This is a genomic window from Kribbella sp. NPDC054772 (genome assembly GCF_053611945.1).
The window spans coordinates 366,602-385,056 of record NZ_JBSHBJ010000003.1; the positions used below are offsets into that span (position 1 = coordinate 366,602).

Sequence of the window (18,455 nt, forward strand, 5' to 3'; positions counted from 1 at the left end):
TCCATTCAGGTCGGTGTGACGGTGCGCGTGACTACCCAGCGGTGCGGAGAGATCGGGCGGGTCCGGCTGAAGCCGTGCCTCTCGAACGCGGCCATCGGACCGGTGTGCAGGAACGACCCGGACACCTTGCGATCGTCGGTCTCCTCGGGATAGCCCTCGACAACACCCCCACCGAGGCGACCGATCTCGAGGAGCGCACCGCCCAGCGCCGCGTCGGCGACTCCCTTCCCGCGCAGGCCTTTCCCGGTGAAGAAGCAGGTGATCCGCCAGTCCGGCAGCGTGGTGAGCTCCTTCTCGTAACGGCGCCGGCTCTTGACCTCCGGCAGCTCGTCCGGCGACCCGAACTGGCACCACCCCAGACACCGCTCACCGTCGAGCACCAGCGCCGCGTGAGTCGTGCCGTCGCGCACCCGCTGCTCCTTCTCGGCCCGGTTCTGCGCCGGCGTCCGATCCTTCAGCTTGAGGTGGAAACCCACACACCAGCAGCCGCCCCACACGCCGTTGTTCGCCTCGACCAACGCGGCGAACGCCGGCCAGGTGTGCTCGTCCAGCGGTCGCACGGAATAGGAATCGTTCACGTCGAGTCATCTCCTCCGCCACGGGAGATCCACCGTAAACGACCGCGCCGACAAGACCCCGCACGCTGCGACAATCGGCAACCCTGCTGGCAACCCCGAGGAGTGCCCGAGTGCTCGACAGCATCGAACGGATCGCGGCCGATCCCGACCTGACGGTCCGCGACCGCGACGAGCGCATCACCGCGTTGTTGGCTCCGCACGGTCCCGGCGTGGCCGCCGACTGTCTGGAGGGCACCGAGGACCGAGCGATCGCCGAGTACGTCGCGGCGTACCTCGAGCGGATCCCTGGCGCCGCGGAGGAGAAGCTCCGCGCGGCGCGACGACTGCTGAGCGTTCCCGAGCTCGCACCCGCCGCCGCGCGACTGGTTCCGTGGCTGCCCGCGGACGTGCTGGACGGGATCATCCGGAACCACCACGCCGAGCTCGGCGCGCGGACGCCGTACTCCTCGGTCCTGTTCGCGATCGCGACGTACTTCCCGGAACGGCTCCGGTCCTTCGCCGACGGGATCGACAATCCGTTCATCGCGCAGGCGACGCTGTCCGGCGCCGCTGACGACGTGGCTGACGCGTTGCTGGACCGGTGGAAGAACGAGCGGGATCTCGACCACCTGTGGAAGCTGGCGCTGATCCGCACCGAGCACGCCGCGGACCTGATCGCCTCCGTCCGGGACGACGTCGACAACCCCGAGGACTGGGAGTGGCTGATGCCGCTGGCCGGGCGGATGCCGGACAGCGACCGCCCGTCGGGCATCCGGCCGGCCTACCTGGGTTTCCTCGCGGACAAGGGCGTCGGCAGCCACGTGGTCGGTGGTGCCTTTCCAGGTGACGTCCCTTTGTGCGCCGACTGCGGTACGCCGGCCGCTCGGGTCCTCACCCTGTCCGCGGCCGACCTGCCCTACGAGCTGAGTCGGGACCCGTCGTTCTTCTGGTTCACCTGTGAATGCGATGAGGTCGACGTCATCGTCGTACGCCTCAGCGACGAAGGAACGAAGGTCTTCTTCAATCCGCAAGGCCCGTCCGTCCCCAGCGCCGAACGCTCGATGGTGCTGGCGGTGCATCCGAACCAGACCGGCGTGACGATGCCCGCGGTACCGACAGCGGACCATCACCAGATCGGCGGACTGCCGCGTTGGCAGACGCCGGAGACCCATCCGATCTGTCCGGACTGCGGTCGCTTCATGCCGTTCCTGGCCGCGACCACGGTCGGCCGGGAGCGGGTCCTCGTCTTCGGGTTCTGGTGTGATCCGTGCGGACTGTCCACGACCCGGCTCCAGGGCTGAGGTTCAGGAGTCGAGCCAGGCCAGGGCGGCGACGGTCAGGGCTTCGACGCCGGTGCTGAGGGTCGGTTCGATGACGGGGGCGAAGTAGGGGGAGTGGTTGCTGGGGAGGTCGTCCTCGCGCCCCTCGGTGAAGGCGGGTACGGCGATCGCGGGATCGAGGCCACCCCAGAACCAGAAGACGGTGGGGGCGCTCAGGACCTCGCCGAACACTCCGACGTCCTCGCTGGCGTTCACGACCGGGATCGGCTGGATGCGTTGCGGGCCGAAGTGTTCGGTGACGGCGGCCATCGTCGTCCTGGTGGCTTCCGGGTCGCTGATCAGGACCGGCGCGCTGGCGAACCACTCGATGTCGGGTTCGCGCGGCGCGGCGCTGGCCTGGCACTCGGCGCGGACGATGCGCTCGACGGCCGCCCGAACCAGGTCGCGGCTCTCCGCCGAGTAGGTGCGGATGTTGATCCCGAGCTCGGCGGTCTCGGGGATGATGTTGTCCTTGGTGCCGGCCTGCAGGCGGCCGACGGTCACCACGGCGGACTGCGCCGGCGGTACTTCGCGGGCGACGATGCTCTGGAGCCGGGTCACGACATGCGCGGCCATCAGCACCGGGTCGATCGCGGCCTCGGGCCGGGAACCGTGCGAACCACGCCCGTACAGCGTGACGTTGGCCGAGTCCGCCGCCGCCATCACCGGGCCGGTGCCGTATCCGATCATCCCGGCCGGCAGCGGCCCGACGTGCTGCCCCAACACGATCTGCGGCTTCGGGAACCGCTCGAACAGGCCGTCGTCCACCATGTTCCGGGCACCCACGGCGAGCTCCTCGGCGGGCTGGAACACCACCAGCACCGTCCCGCGCCACGACTCCCGGGACCGGACCAGCAGATTCGCGGCGCCGACCAGGCAGGCGGCATGCATGTCGTGCCCACAGGCATGCATGACCGGTACGTCGTTCCCGTCGCGATCCACCGCTCGGGCCGAACTCGCGTACGGCAGCCCGGTCTTCTCCAGCACCGGCAACGCGTCGAAGTCCGCCCGCAGCATCACCACCGGGCCGTCGCCGTTGGGAATCACGCCGACCACGCCCGTGCCGCCGACCTGCTCGACGACCTCGTCGACCCCGGCGTCCCGGAGTTGCTGCGCGAGCAATCGGGCGGTCCGCGTCTCCTGCAGGGACAGTTCGGGGGTGCGGTGCAGTTCCTTGTACAACTCGGCGAGTTCGTCGCGGATGGCCGCCAGGCCGTCGGTCAACCCATCGGTCGTCATCTTCTCAGGGTGTTCCTCCGGACACCGTTCGTGCAACCCTGGTAGCAGTAGTTGCCTTAGCCAACCGTTGCGCCACCTGTTGCGTGCGGGACGTTCCGGCCCTCGACGCCGGTGCGTCGCGCACGTAGTCTGCGAGAGGACGAGTAGGAGACTGCGATGAACCAAGGTTTGCTGAACTCGTTGACGGACACCGAGCGGCTCCTGGTGGCCGAGACCGAGCGAGACGCGCTGAAGGGGCTGGACGAGGACCAGCTGCTGGCGCTGCACGACCGGGTGCGGCGGGCGCGGACGAAGTACCTGAAGAACTATCGGCGGGCCGCGAGCGCCGCGGTCGGGCCGGCGGGTGGGCGCGGGATGTCGTACCCCGTGAACCAGCGGTCCCGGGACAAGGCTGAGCTGTTCGAGTCGGCGCTGGCGAAAGTGAGCCGCGAGGTCGCGGCGGCCGCCAGACGGTCGTCGATGGAGCTGCGCAGCGAGCGGCTCGAGGCGGCGCGGCAGGCCAAGGCCGGCGGGCCCGAGATGCGGGTGGCCGAGCCGGAGACGCCGGCCCAGGCGGAGACGAGTGCGCGGATGACCAGGCCGCGGACGGTCAAGACGACCGGTGGGCTGAAGAAGGACGCGTCCACGCGGGCGATGGGCGCCCGCCGGCAGACGAAACGCGACACGCGTCGAGCCGGCGCCAAGTGATCTCACCCGATTCGGGGGATCACAAACGCTCTGAGACGGGGTTGGCTGGTCCGGCGGCAGCCGGGGAGGTGCGGAGATGGGGGACACGGGCAACAGGGCCGCTCGGCCGTGGCGCCGGGCGTCGCTCGGCCGGGTCATCGCGATCGGCGCGGCCCTGGTCGCGGTCGGCCTGGGGTACACCGCTCTGGTGCCGCGCGGCACGGCGGGTGCGGCCGGCCCGAACTCGGAGCAGATCGAGAAGGGCAGGCTGCTGTTCGCGGTCGGATGCGCGAGCTGTCACGGTGCTTTCGCGCAGGGTGGCACCAACGGTGCCGGAGACCTGACCGGTCCCTCGCTGATCGGTGTCGGCGCGGCCGCGGTCGACTTCCAGGTCGGTACCGGGCGGATGCCCGCCACGCAGCCCGGGGCCCAGATCCCGCAGAAGCCCCCGGTGTACACCAACGAGGAGATCGCAGCGCTGGCGGCGTACGTCGCCTCGCTCGGACCGGGCCCCGCGATTCCAGCCCCGGAGGAGTACGACGTCAGCAAGGTCACCGACGAGGGGATCGCCCGGGGCGGTGAGCTGTTCCGCACCAACTGCACGGCCTGTCACAACTTCGCCGGACGCGGCGGCGCCCTCCCGAACGGGAAGTACGCCCCCTCGCTGATGCAGACCTCTCCGAAGCACATGTACGAGGCGATGCTGACCGGTCCACAGCAGATGCCGGTCTTCTCCGACCCGGTCCTGACCCCCGGCGACAAGCGGGACATCATCGCCTACGTCGTCTCCCTGCAGCAGCAGAAGGACTCGGGCGGACTCGGGCTCGGCCGGCTCGGCCCGGTCTCCGAGGGCCTGTGGGGCTGGTTCATCGGCATCGGGCTGCTGGTCGTGGTCGCCGTCTGGATCGGCGCGAAGGTACCCCGTGTGCACCACTCGAAGGAATCCGGTACCGATCCTCCGGAGGAGTCACCCTAATCGGAGGAAGCCGGTGCCCGGTCCGGGTTGATGGGATGAGGCGTCCAGCGCGGCAACTGGGCCGCGCCCTGGCCTCGAGGAGTTCGACATGACCCATCTGGTGGTGCTCGGAGTGGACAGCCGCGAGGACGCCGAACGCGTTCTCCAGGTGACCGAGGATCTGGCGAAGCAGCAGCTCTTGCAGCGCGACGACGCGGCGTACGCGTACAAGGACGACAAGGGCAAGGTGCGGATTCACCAGACGATGAACATGACCGCCACCGGGGCGGCCGGCGGTGCGCTCTGGGGGACCCTGATCGGTCTGATCTTCCTCAACCCGCTCGCCGGTCTGGCGGTCGGCGCGGCCACCGGTGCGGTGGCAGGCAAGCTCACCGATGTCGGCATCAGCGACGACATGATCAAGCAGGTGGGTCGCGAGCTGCAGGTCGGTCACGCGGCGGTGTTCCTGCTCGCACGGTCGGCGACGGTGGACCGGGTCATCGACGCGCTCAAGCCGTTCAACCCGACCATCATCCAGACCAACCTCACGAAGGAACGCGAGGAAGAACTCGTCGAGGCCTTGCGAAGCTGATTGGGCTACTGGCCGACTATTGGGCGGCCAGGGTGAGCGTGGTGGTCTTCGAGGCCCCGTTCCGGACATAGGTGAGATCGAGGGTGTCACCGGCCTTGCGCGTCAGCGTCGCGACCACGATCTGTTCGCTGCTGGTGGCCGGTTTCCCGTCGATCTCGGTGATCACGTCGCCGGTCCGGAGCCCGGCCTGCGCTCCGGGCCCGGTCGCGGCGAGCACGAACAGCCCGGTCGGGGCGCCCGATGCCTGCGCCACCGCGGGCGGGATCTCCTGAACCTGCAGGCCGGTGGTCGGGTGGCCCGGTTTGCCGGTCCGGATCAGTTCGTCGGCGATCGGGCCGGCGAGATCGACCGGGATGGCGAACCCGAGCCCCACGCTGCCACCGCCACCGACGCCGGCGGAGTTCGGCACGGTCGCGATCGCGGCGTTGACCCCGACCAGTTTCCCGGCGCAGTCGACCAGCGCGCCGCCGCTGTTGCCGGGGTTGATCGCCGCATCGGTCTGGATGGCGCCGATCAGGTGGTGCGTGACGCCCTCGCCCGGGACCGGCACGTACCGGTCGAGCGCGCTGACGATGCCCGAGGTGACGGTGCTCGCCAGCCCGAGTGGCGCGCCCAGTGCGACCACCGGCTGGCCGACCTGCAGAGCGGCCGACGAGCCGACGCCAATCACCGGGTAGTCCTTCGACTCGTCGGAAGCCTTGAGTACGGCGAGATCGGTGCCCGGGTCGCGCCCGACGATGGTCGCGTCGACGCTGTGCCCGTCGCTGTACCGGACGAACACCTTGCCGCCGGACGCCGCCGGTGAGATCACGTGGTCGTTGGTGAGGATGTAGCCGCCGTCGCGGAAGATCTGGCCCGAGCCGGTACCGGCCTGCGCGCCGCTGCTCGCCGAGATGGTGACGATCGAGGGCAGCACTTGCTGCGCGACCGGGATCGCGGCGCACATCGCCGTACTGGCGTCGGTGCTGCTGGTTCCCGAGGCCGCGGAGGCTGGGTTCCGGTTGTTGCGGACGGCGACCACGATCAGCGCGATGACGAGCCCGGCGACGATCGCCCCTTCCGCGATGGCAACGATCAGGAGCCGGCTCGGGCCGGACCTGACCGGGGTCTCGTGCGGTCCGCCGTCGGTCTGGGACATCGCGACCTCCCGTCGCGAGCCTAGGGTCGCGCGCGAGCCGCCTGCTCACCCACCGCGGGTGAGACGGCTCGTTGTGTATTGCTGCACGAATCTGCATGATTGACGCCAACATCACGCAGCCCGGCGGTGGAAGGAGTGGTCCTCGGTGACCGCGACATGGGAGTTCGTTCTCTGCGACGCACTGGTGAAGGTGCACCCGGTCCGGGACCCGCGGCCGGCGTCCGCGCAGACCCGGTTCCAGGCTTTCCTCGGGGAGCCGGTGTCCTTCCAGCTCGCGTACCGCCCGCCGCTCGACCCGGCCTTCCGGGACCCGCGCCCGCTCCGCGCGACCCTCGAGGGTACGGCGGCCGACCTCGTCACCGTGTCGAGCGTGGACCTCGTGCCGTGCGCTTTCGTCGCGCTGCCGGGACATGACGACGGCTACGAGTTCGACGAGCCCGGGCTGTACCCGGACCTGTTGCGCCCGGTGCCGGACGGCGAGGCGCCGGTGCGGTTCGGCAGTTGGGGAGCGCTGTGGTTCGACGTCGCCACGACCGACCCCGCCCGGGCCGGCGTCCACGAGCTCACAGTCGTGATCACCTCGCCCGACGGCGACGAGCTGCACCGCGCGCCGGTCACCGTCGAGATCTCTGGGATCGAGCTGCCGCCGCTCGACATCGTGTCGAGTCACTGGATGCACCTGGACGCGCTCGCGGATCACTACGGCGTCGAGGTGTTCAGCGAGGAGCACTGGACGATCGTCGAGCGCTTCATGGCTTCGGCGGCCGGCATGGGTGCGACGTCGCTGCTCGCGCCGGTCTGGACGCCGCCGCTCGACACGGCGATCGATTCGTACCGGACCGTCGTACAGCTGGTCGACATCACGGCGACCGATGCGGGGTACCGGTTCGGGTTCGACAGGCTGCGGCGCTGGCTCGAGCTGTGCCGCCGTACCGGGATCACCGGCGTGGAGGTCGCGCATCTGTTCACCCAGTGGGGAGCGCGGGCCACGCCTGGCATCGTCGTGAACGGCGAGCGGGCCTTCGGGTGGGACGTGTCGGCGACCGATACCCGGTACCGCGCTCTGATGGAGGCGCTGCTGCCCGCGCTGCAGGCGGTGCTCGATGAGGAGTGGGACCGCGAGCACGTGGTCTTCCACATCTCCGACGAGCCGTCCGGGGAGGACGGACTGGCGAGTTATCTCGCCGCCAAAGCGGTCGTCACCGATCTGCTGAAGGGCTGGACGATCGTCGATGCTCTCAGCGAGCACTCGTTCTACACCTCAGGCGCCGTACCCCTGCCTGTCGTCGCGACCAATCACGTGGAGCCGTTTCTCGCGGAGCGTCCGGAGCGCCTGTGGGTGTACTACTGCGTCAGTCAGGACCGCGACGTGGCGAACCGCTTCATCGGGATGCCTTCGGCGCGTAACCGTGCGATCGGGCACCAGCTCTTCGCGTCCGGTGTGGACGGGTTCCTGCACTGGGGCTTCAACTTCTGGTACACCTGGCACGCGATCCGGCGGGTGGACCCGTTCACCGACACCTCGGCCGGTGGCGCGTTCCCGGCCGGCGACCCCTTCGCCGTCTACCCCGGTCCGGACGGGACTCCGTGGCCGTCGATCCGGTACCGCGTGTTCGCGCAGGCGATGTGGGACCACCGGGCGTTGCAGGCCGTCCGCGCCGCCCACGGGGATGCCGCGGCACTGGACATCGTCGATCCCGACCGGACGTTGCGTTTCGACCGGCCGGTGCTCGAGCCGGAGCACTATTACACGGCCCGCCGGCGCATGACCGAGGCACTGTCGGACAGCGCCGGCTGACCGCATGGTGCCGTGCGGCGGACACCGCACGGCACCTGCGGTGGAAGACGTGCGCCCCTGTACGCGATCCCCCACCGCAAGATGCCGAGCCCGCGGCCGTTGCCGGCGGCAGATTTCGGCGGTCACCGACCCTCCTGGCATCGGTCTTCCCCCTGGACTTCAGGCCGTCCCGGGCACTACGGGGGCCGTCCCGTCCACACCCTTGATCCGACCACTCCGCGTGATCCCGCGCATCATCCGTCGAGGGTGAGTCGGCCGGATGCGGAGCGTTCTAACGTCTGCTCAGATGCGACACATTTGAGGGGGACGCAATGAGCCAGGACACCGAGGGGACGCGAGAGTCCGTCTCCGGCTGGGCGATCGGTGGTATGACGTTCGCCGCGACGATGCTACTGATCATCGGTATCTTCCACGTCATCACCGGGCTGGTGGCGGTCATCAACGACGAGTTCTTCGTGGTCGTCCGCGGCTACACGTTCAACCTCGACACCACGGCGTGGGGCTGGATCCATCTGATCCTGGGGGTGCTGCTGATCCTGGTCGCGGTCGGGGTGTACCGGCGGACCACCTGGGCCGGGATCGCGGCCCTGTTCCTGGTGGTGCTGAGCGCGGTGGAGAACTTCTTCTTCATCCCGTACTACCCGTTCTGGTCGCTCGTCCTGATCGCACTCGACATCTGGGTGATCTGGGCGCTGACCCGGCCGGGCGCGATCCGTACCTGAGCGGGCGGCGACGCCCCCTCCCTGCGCCGACCCCTCCCGGGAAAATCTCCGACGGTCTAGTCTCGAAGGCAACGCGGGGAGGCGGAGCAGGCCGTTCGGGTGGCGGCGCCTCCCCTGGGGAAGGCGGACGGGCGATGACCCCGCAGCCTGGGGAGAAACTTGACGGAGCGGTAGCTGCCGGCCTCGGACAGAGTCCGCAGCCACCGCTCAGTCTCGTGACGCGCCGGCGGCTGCACACCGCCCTCGACCACGGATCGCGGCTGCCGCTGACGATGCTGGTCGCGCCGGCCGGCACCGGCAAGACCGTCCTGCTGGCCGATTGGGCCGCCCGCCAGGAACGGTCCGTTGCCTGGGTCACCGGTCATGACACCGGCCACCTGGCCGCCCTGCTCGGGACGGACCCCGCGCCGAGCCCCGATCTGGTCATCATCGACGACGCGCACCTGTTGCCGCCGGCCGTGATCTTGCGGTTGGCGGAGCTGCTGTCGACCACGCCGTACGACGTCCGGCTGCTGATAGCGAGCCGGTACGACCTGCCGCTCCCGATCTCCGAGCTCGAGTTGCGCGGACTCGGGTCGATCCTGCGGTCCCGCGACCTCAGGTTCACCGACGACGAGGCGGCGGCGCTGGTGCACGCGCACGCCGACGGGGTCAGCGAGGACGACATCCGAGTGCTGCAGGAGACCACCTCGGGCTGGGCGGCGGCGCTGGTGCTGGCCGCCCGGGCGTTCGCCGTCTCCGGGGACAGCCCGCCGCCGGCGCTGACCGAGCGGCCGGTGCTGGATCTCCTTCTCGGTGAAACGTTCGACACTCTTGACGAACGCGTGCAAGGAGTCCTGCTCAGCACGTTCGAGCAGCATGAGGTGACCGCGCAGCTCGCGGCGGCGCTCAGCGGGGATCCGAACGCGGGCGCGATTCTCGCCGATCTCTGCGTCCAGGGTCTGCTGGTCACCGCGTACTCGGACGGGTTCGGGAGTGAGCCGACGTACGACTATCACCCGTTGCTCGTCGAGCTGCTCAGGCGGCGGGCGGTCGGCAACGATCACGACGGTCAGCGAGTCGTCGCGGCGCATCGCCGGGCGGCGGCGTACTACGCGCATCACGGTGATGCGACCGCCGCGCTGGCCAATGCGCTCGGTGCGAGCGATCCGGGGGTGGTTGCCGAGCTGCTCCTGGCGCACGGTCCGGCGTTGCTTGCCGCCGGCGACATTGCGTTGGTCGCGAGCGGTTTCGACGTACTGCCGGACAACTACGTCGAGACACACCTGCAGCTGGCCGGTGTCCGCGGTCTGTTGCGGCGCTTCACCGGTGACCTCACGGGCGCCGTCATGGACGCGGCAGCCGCTGCCGAAGTGACGGACGGATCGGGCCCGAGCAGTGATGCGCTCGAAGCCGATGTCGCCGTACTGCGCCTGTGGGAGTCGCGCTACGGCTGGTACGACGTCGACGACGCGATCCGGCGCGCGACACTGCTCGTCGAGCGGGCCGCGAGTCCTGGCGAGCACCGGGCGATTCTCGGGCTGGAGCGGTTGGCCTGGGTGCTCCTGGAGCTCGCGGCGGCGGAGACGACGGCGGATCGACTCAATGACGCACTCGGCCATCTCGACGAGGTCGCCGTGACCGCGCGCATGGCCGGGCACCGGCAGCTCCTGGCGGCCGGTCAGGCGCATCGCGCGGTCGTGCAACTCGTGCGCGGTCAAGTCCAGAGTGCCGCCCGCTCGGCCGAGGCGGCGCTCGACAGCGCGGCGAAGTACGGTCTCGCGGAGGAGCACGTCGTACGGGCGCAGGTGGTTCTCGGACTCGCTGCGCTCAGCAGGCTCGACCTCGACGACGCTCGGGACTGGAGCCGGACCGTGACGGAGGCCGACGTGCCCGGTTCCGACCCGGTCGTCACGGCGCTGCGGGACATGATGCGCACGGTCAACGTCATCGAGGACGGCCGTCTCGACGAGGCACGCCTCGCGCTGGCTTCCGATCCGCCGGCGGCCGGGCAGTTGCCGTCCTTCGTGGTGCGTGATCTGGCGCTGCTGCGGTTGTGGGTCGCGCTGCTGGTCGACGACCGTCCCGCGGCCGAGTCGCAGGTCGGCATCCTCGAAGAGTCCGGAAACCTCGCGGAGGCGGCACTGCTGCGCGCGGTCGGCTCCCTGGTGACGGACGACCCGCAAGGCACCCTGGAGGCCATCGACGCCGCGTTGGCCGATCCGTGTCTGCATCCCACACTGGCCGCGGCGGCCAAGGCGTTCCGGGTCATCCTGCTGATCCGCGTCGGCGACACGGCCGCGGCTGAACAGGCCTTGAGCGTTCTGCTGACGGACATCGCGCCGCAGCACCTGCTGCAACCGCTGGCGATGGCCGGTCTCGAACCGACGTTCATGGATCTGCTGCGCCGGTGCGCCGAGAGCCCCCGCGCGCATCCGTTCGCGTCGGTTGCCCTGGACAAGTTGTCGCGGCACCGAGCGACCTGGAACACCGGCGCCATCGCTCTGATGACCCGGCCCACGGACCAGGCCCCGGCCGCACCGCCCCGGCGCCTCGAGGCGGTGATCAACGGTGCGACCATCCGCCTGACCGCGCGCGAGGCCGACGTACTCGATCAGCTGGCGCTGGGGAGCTCGTACACCGAGATCGCCCAGGCGCTCTTCATCACCGAGAACACGGTGAAGACGCACCTCATGTCGCTCTACCGGAAGCTCGGCGTGGAGAAACGCTCCGTGGCGCTGCGGGTCGCGCGCACGGTCGGCCTGCTCTAGACGATGCGTCACCGGTTCATCCGTGGTGGGTGAATCGAGGAGTCCGCCCGCGGCCAACACTGTGGCAAAGGTCGCCGGACTCGGAGGATCTCGATGGCGCGCTCGGTCGACGCTCGCCCAGGGTTTCCGCGCGGCCTCATCGTGCTCGGGACCTTCGCCGCCGCCGTGGTGGTGATCGGCGGGCTCCGGACCGCGGCGGGGTTCGTCGGCCCGATCTTCCTCGCGCTGGTGCTGACCATCGTCGTCCATCCGGTACGCCGGTGGCTCGAACGGTTGCACCTGCCGGGGTGGGCCGCCTCGACGATCTGCGTCGTCGCGGTCTACGGCCTGTTGCTCGCGCTGAGTCTCTCGCTCGTGATCGCGACAGCGCGGTTCGCGACCCTGTTGCCGACGTACGCCGACGAGTTCGACGACCGCGTCGCCGCCCTCGCGTCGAAGCTCGCCGACGCCGGCATCGGCTCCGGGCAGGTGCACGACCTCCTTGGCGCCCTCGACTTCGGGAAGGTCGCCAATCTGGTGCAGGCGTTGCTCGGCACGGTCCTCGACACCGTGTCGAGTCTGGCGTTCATCCTCACCCTGGTCTTGTTCCTGACGATGGATGCCGGGACGTTCCCGGCGTTGTTGTCCCGGGTCCGCGCCTCGAAGCCGACGCTGGTCGACGGGCTGCTCTCGTTCGCCCACGGGACTCGCCGGTACCTCGTCGTGTCGACCGTCTTCGGACTGATCGTCGCGGTCGTGGACACCATTGCCTTGTGGTTGCTGGGCATTCCGGTGCCGGTGCTGTGGGGACTGCTCGCGTTCATCACGAACTACATCCCGAACATCGGCTTCGTCATCGGCCTGATCCCACCGGCGGTACTCGGGTTGCTCGCCGGCGGCTGGTCGCTGGCACTCGCGGTGATCGTGGTCTACTGCCTCGCTAACCTGGTCATCCAGACCATCATGCAACCGAAGTTCGTCGGCGATGCGGTCGGTCTCTCGACCACCCTGACGTTCCTGTCGCTGGTCTTCTGGGCCTGGGTGCTCGGTGCGCTCGGCGCGCTGCTCGCGATCCCGCTCAGCCTGCTGGTCAGGTCCTTGCTCGTCGACGTCGATCCGCGCGCGGACTGGCTCGGCCCGCTGCTGTCGAACCGCCCGGAGGAGCCGCCGCCGGCCGAACTCCCCACCGGCGAATCCGCCACCGGTTGAACGTGCACCTTTCTCACCCTTGGCGGGTGATCCCCGAGCCGCCCGGCCGTCGCGAAAGTTGTCACAGACGCTCGGGGAGGAGCCGGACATGGCGGCAGCGACCAAGCCCACCATCCAGGCGTGGGTCGCCATCCCGGGTGGCACGTTCGCCCTGGGTTCCGACCAGCACCACCCCGAGGAGCGTCCGGTCCGTCGCGTCGACGTCGTACCGTTCTGGATCGCCGCCTACGCGGTGACGAACCGCCAGTACGCCGCCTTCGTCGCGGACACCCGCTACGTCACGGTCGCCGAGCGGCCGCTGAACCCGGCCGACTTCCCGGGAGCTCCACAGGAGAACCTGAAGCCGGGCTCCCTGGTCTTCACGCGCACCCCCGGACAGGTCGACCTCCGCCGGCTGAGCCAGTGGTGGACGTGGACACCCGGTGCCTGCTGGCGGCGTCCGGAAGGCCCCGACTCGGGCATCGCCGACCGCGCCGACCATCCCGTCGTCCACATCGCGTACGACGACGCTCTCGCGTACTGCGACTGGGCCGGCGCCGAGCTCCCGACCGAAGCGCAATGGGAGGCTGCCGCGCGGGGCGGGCTCGACGGAGCGACGTACGTGTGGGGTGATGTGCCGGAGCGACCGGGGCAGCGGCTCGCGAACTTCTGGCACGGCGAGCTGCCCTGGCGGTCGAACCCGGGCTACGGGTACACCGCGCCGGTCGGCTCGTTCCCGGCGAACGGGTACGGCCTGTACGACATGGCCGGCAACGTCTGGGAGTGGACCCGGGACTGGTACGAATCCGAACCGGAGAACGGGCCGGTCTGTTGTTCACCGGACGGCGCGATGGCCAGCATGGCCGGTATGGACGCCGCGCAGCCGCAGTTCCGGATCCCGCGCCGGGTGATCAAGGGCGGCTCGTTCCTGTGCGCGGACAGCTATTGCCGGCGCTACCGGCCGGCGGCCCGCCGCCCACAGATGGTCGACACCGCGATGAGCCACATCGGTTTCCGCTGCGCCCGCGCCGAGCCGCCCATCTGACATCGGGCGCTCAGCAGGTGCCGTTCTGGACCGGATAGTGCATGACGACCACACCACCGGTGGCGTAGTTGGCGACATCGGCAGCCACCTGCCGGCCCTGCGGAGACTCCCGCGACTCAGCCATTGCCGCAGCGTCAGCGAACTCGGCCTCGAAGACCGCGAAGTACGGCGTCTCTCCCTGCGTCGCTGCCACGTCGAAGCTGTAGCGCCACGCAAGCAGGCCCGGCATGCGCGCGACCAGCGGGAGGTGCTTGCTGACGTAGTAGTCGCGGAAGTGGTCAGGATCGGTGGGTTCGGGATACAGAACCATCAACTTGTGCACGAGTGTCCCCTCTCAAAGTGCTTCGGAAATCGAAGCGGTGAGACCTACGCTAGTGTTTCGGATATCGAAGCGGCAAGAGGGACGGAGCGACAGATGGCGGCACCCAGACCGGGACGGGCGGTCCGCGGTTCGAGCACCGGCCGGCCACTGATGGCCGCCCTCGACCTGTTCGGCCGGAAGTGGAACCTGCGGATCGTCTGGGAACTGCAAAACGGGCCGGTCGGGTTCCGTGCGTTGCAGGAGCGCTGCGACAACATGTCCTCCAGCGTGCTGCGGCAACGGCTGACCGAACTGCTCGACGCCGCCATCGTCGAGCAGGATCCGGACACCACCTACGCCCTCACCGAGCTGGGTCACGGCGTCTACCGCGCGCTGCGCCCGCTCGGCCGATGGTCCGCGGAGTGGGCCGCGACCCTCACCGCCGCCGACCCCGAAGACGCCCGCTAGGTGGTGGTGTTGTCGTCGTCGTCGTCGTCCGTATCGGTCGGTGTCGCTGCCTTCCGGGCCTCGTCGCGCTGGGCGAGGGTGGCGCCGAACTCCGCCCCGATCACCGCCGAGGCGACGATCAGCAACGCGAGGATCACCAGCCAGGTGATGAGCGCGATCGCGACACCGATGACGCCGTACCGCTCGGCGTTCTGGTTGATCAGCCGCGGCACGTAGTACGCGCCCGCTTGGCCGACCAGCACCTGGCCGAGCGCGCTCGCGATGGCGCCCGGCAACAAGAGCCGCCACGTGATCCGTCGGGTCAACATCAGCCAGCTGGCCAGCCACCAACCGGGGAACGCGACACAGGTCTCCGCGACGAGAGTGACAATCACGCCTCCCGGCAGTTTGTCGGCAAGGCTGGCCAGATAGGCGACCGCGGTCAGCAGGCCCAGGACGAGAATGGCGCCCTGGATGCCGTGCAGGGTTCCGCGCACGCCACGCGCGGGGAGGTGCCACGCGATCTCGTACGTCCGCTGCATCGACCGTGCGAAGCTGCTGGCCGACACCAGGACCGTGATGACGCTGAGAATCGTCAGGCCGCCGCCTGTCGACGGGGGCCGGGCGAACAGCGACTTGACGGCGTCGGCGGATGCGCCGGTGAGCCCGAACTTGGTGACGATGAAGTCGGCCAGCGCGAGGGCGCCGGAGCCGCTGAGCAGCGTCGCCAGCACGATGAGCAACGGCACCAGCGCGACGAACGCCTTGCCGGCCAGCGTCAGCGCGCGGTCGTACACCCGGATTTCCAGAGCGGCCGCAACGGTCCGCCCGATCACAGTCTGCTCGGCCCACTGCACGGTTCGCCGTACCAGGTGGTGCTCGGCCCATTGGCGCTTCATCCGCCACCCTTCGCCGCTGCTGCCGGGGCGGATCCCGCGTTTCGACGGTAGGCGGGCGGGCGGCGGACGGACTCATCCGGGCGGGGTGAGGGATCGCCGGTGGGTCGGCACCGATGCTTGAACGGTGACCAAGGGTCAGGTCGGTCAGGGGGTGACCGGCACCTCGAGCGACTGGCGCCGGCCGGTGATCAGCTTCGGCGGATTGCTGGTCGCCTACTACGCGATGCCGACCGACTTCAGCGGAGATGCCCCGTTCGTGGCCGGTCTGGTCGTGACCGTCCTGGCGGTGATCGTGCTGGGCTGGACGATCGCCGTTCAGTTGCGCCGTCAGGTCAGCGGCAATACCGAGGTCAGGCTGCAGACCTTGCTGATCCTGATCGAGATGTCCGCCGTCGTGTTCGCGCTCGGCTTCTACTGGCTCGAGCGGGCCCGGCCCGGTGAGATCTCGGGGCTGCACACCAAAACGGACTCGTTGTACTTCACCGTGACCACGATGACCACCGTCGGGTACGGCGACATCCATGCGGCCGGGCAGATCGCCAGGGTCGTGGTGCTCGTCCAGATCGCCTTCAACGTGGTGTTCGTCGGCTCGCTGGTCCGGATGCTGTCCGGACAGGCCAAGAAGCGCGCGGAACAGCGCCGCCGGTGATCAGTGGATCAGAACTTCGAGTACGACGATCACGACGCCACACGTGGCGTTCAGGGTGCCGGCGGTCACCGCGACCGGCCAGCCCCACCGTTGCCGCCGGGCGAACGCGAGTCCCCAGGTGAACAGCTGCGCGACGCCGACCCACAACGCCACCCGGACCGAGCGCTCGAGGTCGAGGTTGCCGATCGCGGCGATGCTGATCACCACCAGGCACGGCACCGGTCCGGTCAGCAACGGCCACTCCTCGGCCATCGCGGCCCGGATAGCCTTCCACTCCAGTCGCCGCGCCCCGCGCAGGTGGTGCGCCAGCGCATCGGCGTACACGTGGGCCAGCCAGAACACGCCGAGGGTCCCGACCGTGACCGCGAGCAGGCGGTCGGCGGAGAGCTGTTCCGCGCCACCGGCGATGACGGCCATCGCGGCGATCGTGCCGTAGATCGCACCGGCCGTGTCCGAGGCGCGAACCGGCGGCCCGGACGCCTGCTGATCCGCCGTTCCGGCCATCGACACTCCTCCGGCTGAGTCGGCCAGGCTGCTCCCGCACTCGCCATTCTCCAGTCGTCGCCGAGTGGCTCGCTCCCCCGGGAAGGGTGATGCCCGGCGGGTGTCCGGGCAGCAGAGTCGGAGCTGTCGAGCGCGGAAGGTCGAGCGCGGAAGAGGGCAGTCGCATGACTCATTACGTCATCCGGGTGAAGGGCGATCTGTCGCCCGAACTGACCGATGTTTTCCCGTCGCTGTCCGCCGATCCGGAACCCGCGCAGACCGTGTTGCACGGCGAACTCGACGATCAGGCGGCGCTGGCCGGCGTACTCAATCATCTGGACACGCTCGGCGTCACGATCGTCGAGGTGGTCCAGGTGCCGCCGGCGCGACGCACCAGCCGTTGAGTTCACCCGATCCGGGTGACCCGCCTGTCAGTCTGGCGGGGGCATGACCGGACTGTCGCGCTGGGCGCGCCAGTCGTAGACGACACGCGTCCGCAGCAGCATGTCCTGCAACGAACGATGGCGGCGCATCACACACAGCACCAGGCCGATCGGGAACAGCGTGTAGAGAATCGCCCGCACCAGCGCCACCCACACGCGGATGCGCCCACCCGATGAGTTGACCACGCGCAGCCCCATCACCTGGCAGCCGAAGGTCTTGCCGGTGATCGTCCAGGCCGCGGCCAGATACACCGCCAGTACGACGAGACTCGCCGTACGGCTGAACACGGCCGACACCGTGAGCAGGTGGAAGTGCCTCGGGTTGATCACGAACAGCAGGGCGTTGACGGCCAGATAGCCCGCCGTCAGCAGCACGAGCACCACGATCAGGTCGACGACGCCCGCCGCGGTCCGCGTGACGAGTCCGGCGGGCCGACCCTGATGCGGCCACACTTCGGTTGGAATCGGGTCCAGGCTCACGAGTCGGCCGACGTACCGGGCGTGCCCGAGGTGTTCGACGTGCCCGGCGGGTTCAAACCGTTCGACGGGGCCGGGGGTTTCCGGCTGAAGCGCAGGCGGATCCGGCCGACGGCCTCGTCGATGACGTCGTCGCCGGAGATGCCCTGCATCCGCACGCCACGGGCCGTCTCGGAGCTCAGCGAACCGGTCGACTGCCGGATGATCTCGGACAGGTCCACCTCGGCGATCACGCCTTCGGCGAGACCGGCCAGGTCGATGCTGTGGATGATCTCCTGCAGGTCGACCTCCTGGACCAGACCGTTCACGTCGACGTACTTCCGGACCACCTCGTTCAGGTCGATCCGGCTCAGTACCGCGTCGACGACGGCGCGCACCAGATCGTCACCGGCCGTCGACAGGCGGGTCTTCAGTTCGTCCTCCTGCTGCTCGCCCCGGTGGGCCAAGTTCTGCAGCAGGCCGCCGCTCCGGGCCTGCTGCGGAAGCCCGAGGACCACGACCGCGGCCCGCTTGGCGCCGCGCGCGGCGGCCACCGTCGTCGCCAGGGCCAGACTCGACAGCCCGACCGCGACATCGAACACCAGCACCGGGCCGAACCTCGGCCCCTCGTGCTCCTGCCCAGCCTGCTCAGTCGTCTCCACGGCCTCATGATCAGCACCGCACCCCGCCTCGGCATCACCCTCCGCGGGCGATTTCCGCGCCCCACCCGCGCGGACCGGCTGATCCGAGCGGGCTGCTGAAGCCGGGGGGGGGGGGCGCCGCGCCCGCTCCCCTCCGCGCCGGGGCGGCGGGGGGGGGGGCCACCACC

At 69.7% G+C, this 18,455-nt stretch carries 20 protein-coding genes; 12 read left to right on the forward strand and 8 right to left on the reverse strand.

Annotated features, from left to right (window positions below; all coding sequences use genetic code 11):
• Nucleotides 1–5: 5 nt before the first annotated feature.
• Entirely contained in the window at nucleotides 6–578 is a 573-nt protein-coding gene (locus tag ACWGID_RS07270) for a GNAT family N-acetyltransferase (protein WP_452195328.1), read from the reverse strand.
• 110 nt (nucleotides 579–688) lie between these two features.
• Between ACWGID_RS07270 and ACWGID_RS07275 the strand changes: the two genes are divergently transcribed.
• Nucleotides 689–1,858 carry a hypothetical protein gene (locus tag ACWGID_RS07275; protein ID WP_452195330.1) on the forward strand — a complete coding sequence of 390 codons (1,170 nt, stop codon included), beginning with the start codon at nucleotides 689–691 and terminating at the stop codon, nucleotides 1,856–1,858.
• A 3-nt stretch (nucleotides 1,859–1,861) separates the two neighbouring features.
• On the opposite strand, the gene ACWGID_RS07280 is transcribed toward ACWGID_RS07275, so the two are convergent.
• Nucleotides 1,862–3,115, reverse strand: coding sequence for an amidohydrolase (locus tag ACWGID_RS07280; RefSeq protein ID WP_452195332.1), 1,254 nt, complete (start codon nucleotides 3,113–3,115; stop codon nucleotides 1,862–1,864).
• Nucleotides 3,116–3,271: 156 nt separating this feature from the next.
• On the opposite strand from ACWGID_RS07280, the gene ACWGID_RS07285 reads away from it, so the two are divergent.
• The 3 genes from ACWGID_RS07285 to ACWGID_RS07295 all read left to right on the forward strand — a co-directional run bounded on the left by ACWGID_RS07285 (nucleotide 3,272) and on the right by ACWGID_RS07295 (nucleotide 5,328).
• Entirely contained in the window at nucleotides 3,272–3,802 is a 531-nt protein-coding gene (locus ACWGID_RS07285) for a hypothetical protein (RefSeq protein WP_452195334.1), read from the forward strand.
• A gap of 76 nt (nucleotides 3,803–3,878) precedes the next feature.
• Nucleotides 3,879–4,757: a cytochrome bc1 complex diheme cytochrome c subunit gene (qcrC, locus tag ACWGID_RS07290; protein WP_452195336.1), complete on the forward strand. Its 879-nt coding sequence runs from the start codon at nucleotides 3,879–3,881 to the stop codon at nucleotides 4,755–4,757.
• Between the two features lie 88 nt (nucleotides 4,758–4,845).
• A complete protein-coding gene (locus ACWGID_RS07295) occupies nucleotides 4,846–5,328 on the forward strand; it encodes a DUF1269 domain-containing protein (RefSeq protein ID WP_452195338.1) in 483 nt (160 codons plus the stop codon).
• Nucleotides 5,329–5,344: 16 nt separating this feature from the next.
• Here ACWGID_RS07295 and ACWGID_RS07300 read toward each other — a convergent pair whose 3' ends face one another.
• Nucleotides 5,345–6,466, reverse strand: coding sequence for a S1C family serine protease (locus tag ACWGID_RS07300; RefSeq protein ID WP_452195339.1), 1,122 nt, complete (start codon nucleotides 6,464–6,466; stop codon nucleotides 5,345–5,347).
• A gap of 145 nt (nucleotides 6,467–6,611) precedes the next feature.
• Between ACWGID_RS07300 and ACWGID_RS07305 the strand changes: the two genes are divergently transcribed.
• The 5 genes from ACWGID_RS07305 (at nucleotide 6,612) to ACWGID_RS07325 (ending at nucleotide 13,948) form a co-directional block, all read left to right on the forward strand.
• Nucleotides 6,612–8,264 (forward strand): DUF4091 domain-containing protein, encoded by a 1,653-nt coding sequence (locus tag ACWGID_RS07305; RefSeq protein WP_452195341.1) that lies wholly within the window; start codon nucleotides 6,612–6,614, stop codon nucleotides 8,262–8,264.
• A 311-nt stretch (nucleotides 8,265–8,575) separates the two neighbouring features.
• The gene (locus ACWGID_RS07310; RefSeq protein ID WP_452195343.1) at nucleotides 8,576–8,986 is read left to right on the forward strand and encodes a DUF7144 family membrane protein; all 411 of its coding nucleotides are present in this window, start codon (nucleotides 8,576–8,578) and stop codon (nucleotides 8,984–8,986) included.
• Between the two features lie 134 nt (nucleotides 8,987–9,120).
• Nucleotides 9,121–11,736: a LuxR C-terminal-related transcriptional regulator gene (locus ACWGID_RS07315; protein ID WP_452195345.1), complete on the forward strand. Its 2,616-nt coding sequence runs from the start codon at nucleotides 9,121–9,123 to the stop codon at nucleotides 11,734–11,736.
• 93 nt (nucleotides 11,737–11,829) lie between these two features.
• A complete protein-coding gene (locus tag ACWGID_RS07320; RefSeq protein ID WP_452195346.1) occupies nucleotides 11,830–12,924 on the forward strand; it encodes an AI-2E family transporter in 1,095 nt (364 codons plus the stop codon).
• Nucleotides 12,925–13,012: 88 nt separating this feature from the next.
• Nucleotides 13,013–13,948: a formylglycine-generating enzyme family protein gene (locus ACWGID_RS07325; protein WP_452195348.1), complete on the forward strand. Its 936-nt coding sequence runs from the start codon at nucleotides 13,013–13,015 to the stop codon at nucleotides 13,946–13,948.
• Between the two features lie 10 nt (nucleotides 13,949–13,958).
• On the opposite strand, the gene ACWGID_RS07330 is transcribed toward ACWGID_RS07325, so the two are convergent.
• Nucleotides 13,959–14,270, reverse strand: a complete 312-nt coding sequence (locus tag ACWGID_RS07330) for an EthD family reductase (RefSeq protein WP_452195350.1) — start codon at nucleotides 14,268–14,270, stop codon at nucleotides 13,959–13,961.
• A 93-nt stretch (nucleotides 14,271–14,363) separates the two neighbouring features.
• Between ACWGID_RS07330 and ACWGID_RS07335 the strand changes: the two genes are divergently transcribed.
• A complete protein-coding gene (locus tag ACWGID_RS07335; protein ID WP_452195352.1) occupies nucleotides 14,364–14,717 on the forward strand; it encodes a winged helix-turn-helix transcriptional regulator in 354 nt (117 codons plus the stop codon).
• Here ACWGID_RS07335 and ACWGID_RS07340 read toward each other — a convergent pair.
• A complete protein-coding gene (locus ACWGID_RS07340; protein ID WP_452195354.1) occupies nucleotides 14,714–15,595 on the reverse strand; it encodes a YhjD/YihY/BrkB family envelope integrity protein in 882 nt (293 codons plus the stop codon). The genes ACWGID_RS07335 and ACWGID_RS07340 overlap by 4 nt on opposite strands.
• 124 nt (nucleotides 15,596–15,719) lie before the next feature.
• Here ACWGID_RS07340 and ACWGID_RS07345 point away from each other — a divergent pair, with 124 nt between their 5' ends.
• Nucleotides 15,720–16,244, forward strand: coding sequence for a potassium channel family protein (locus ACWGID_RS07345; RefSeq protein WP_452195356.1), 525 nt, complete (start codon nucleotides 15,720–15,722; stop codon nucleotides 16,242–16,244).
• On the opposite strand, the gene ACWGID_RS07350 is transcribed toward ACWGID_RS07345, so the two are convergent.
• Entirely contained in the window at nucleotides 16,245–16,748 is a 504-nt protein-coding gene (locus ACWGID_RS07350; RefSeq protein WP_452195358.1) for a hypothetical protein, read from the reverse strand.
• A gap of 164 nt (nucleotides 16,749–16,912) precedes the next feature.
• Between ACWGID_RS07350 and ACWGID_RS07355 the strand changes: the two genes are divergently transcribed.
• The gene (locus ACWGID_RS07355) at nucleotides 16,913–17,131 is read left to right on the forward strand and encodes a hypothetical protein (protein WP_452195359.1); all 219 of its coding nucleotides are present in this window, start codon (nucleotides 16,913–16,915) and stop codon (nucleotides 17,129–17,131) included.
• A 27-nt stretch (nucleotides 17,132–17,158) separates the two neighbouring features.
• On the opposite strand, the gene ACWGID_RS07360 is transcribed toward ACWGID_RS07355, so the two are convergent.
• Nucleotides 17,159–17,623: an RDD family protein gene (locus ACWGID_RS07360; protein WP_452195361.1), complete on the reverse strand. Its 465-nt coding sequence runs from the start codon at nucleotides 17,621–17,623 to the stop codon at nucleotides 17,159–17,161.
• A gap of 23 nt (nucleotides 17,624–17,646) precedes the next feature.
• Nucleotides 17,647–18,288, reverse strand: a complete 642-nt coding sequence (locus tag ACWGID_RS07365; RefSeq protein WP_452195363.1) for a hypothetical protein — start codon at nucleotides 18,286–18,288, stop codon at nucleotides 17,647–17,649.
• Nucleotides 18,289–18,455: the final 167 nt, after the last annotated feature.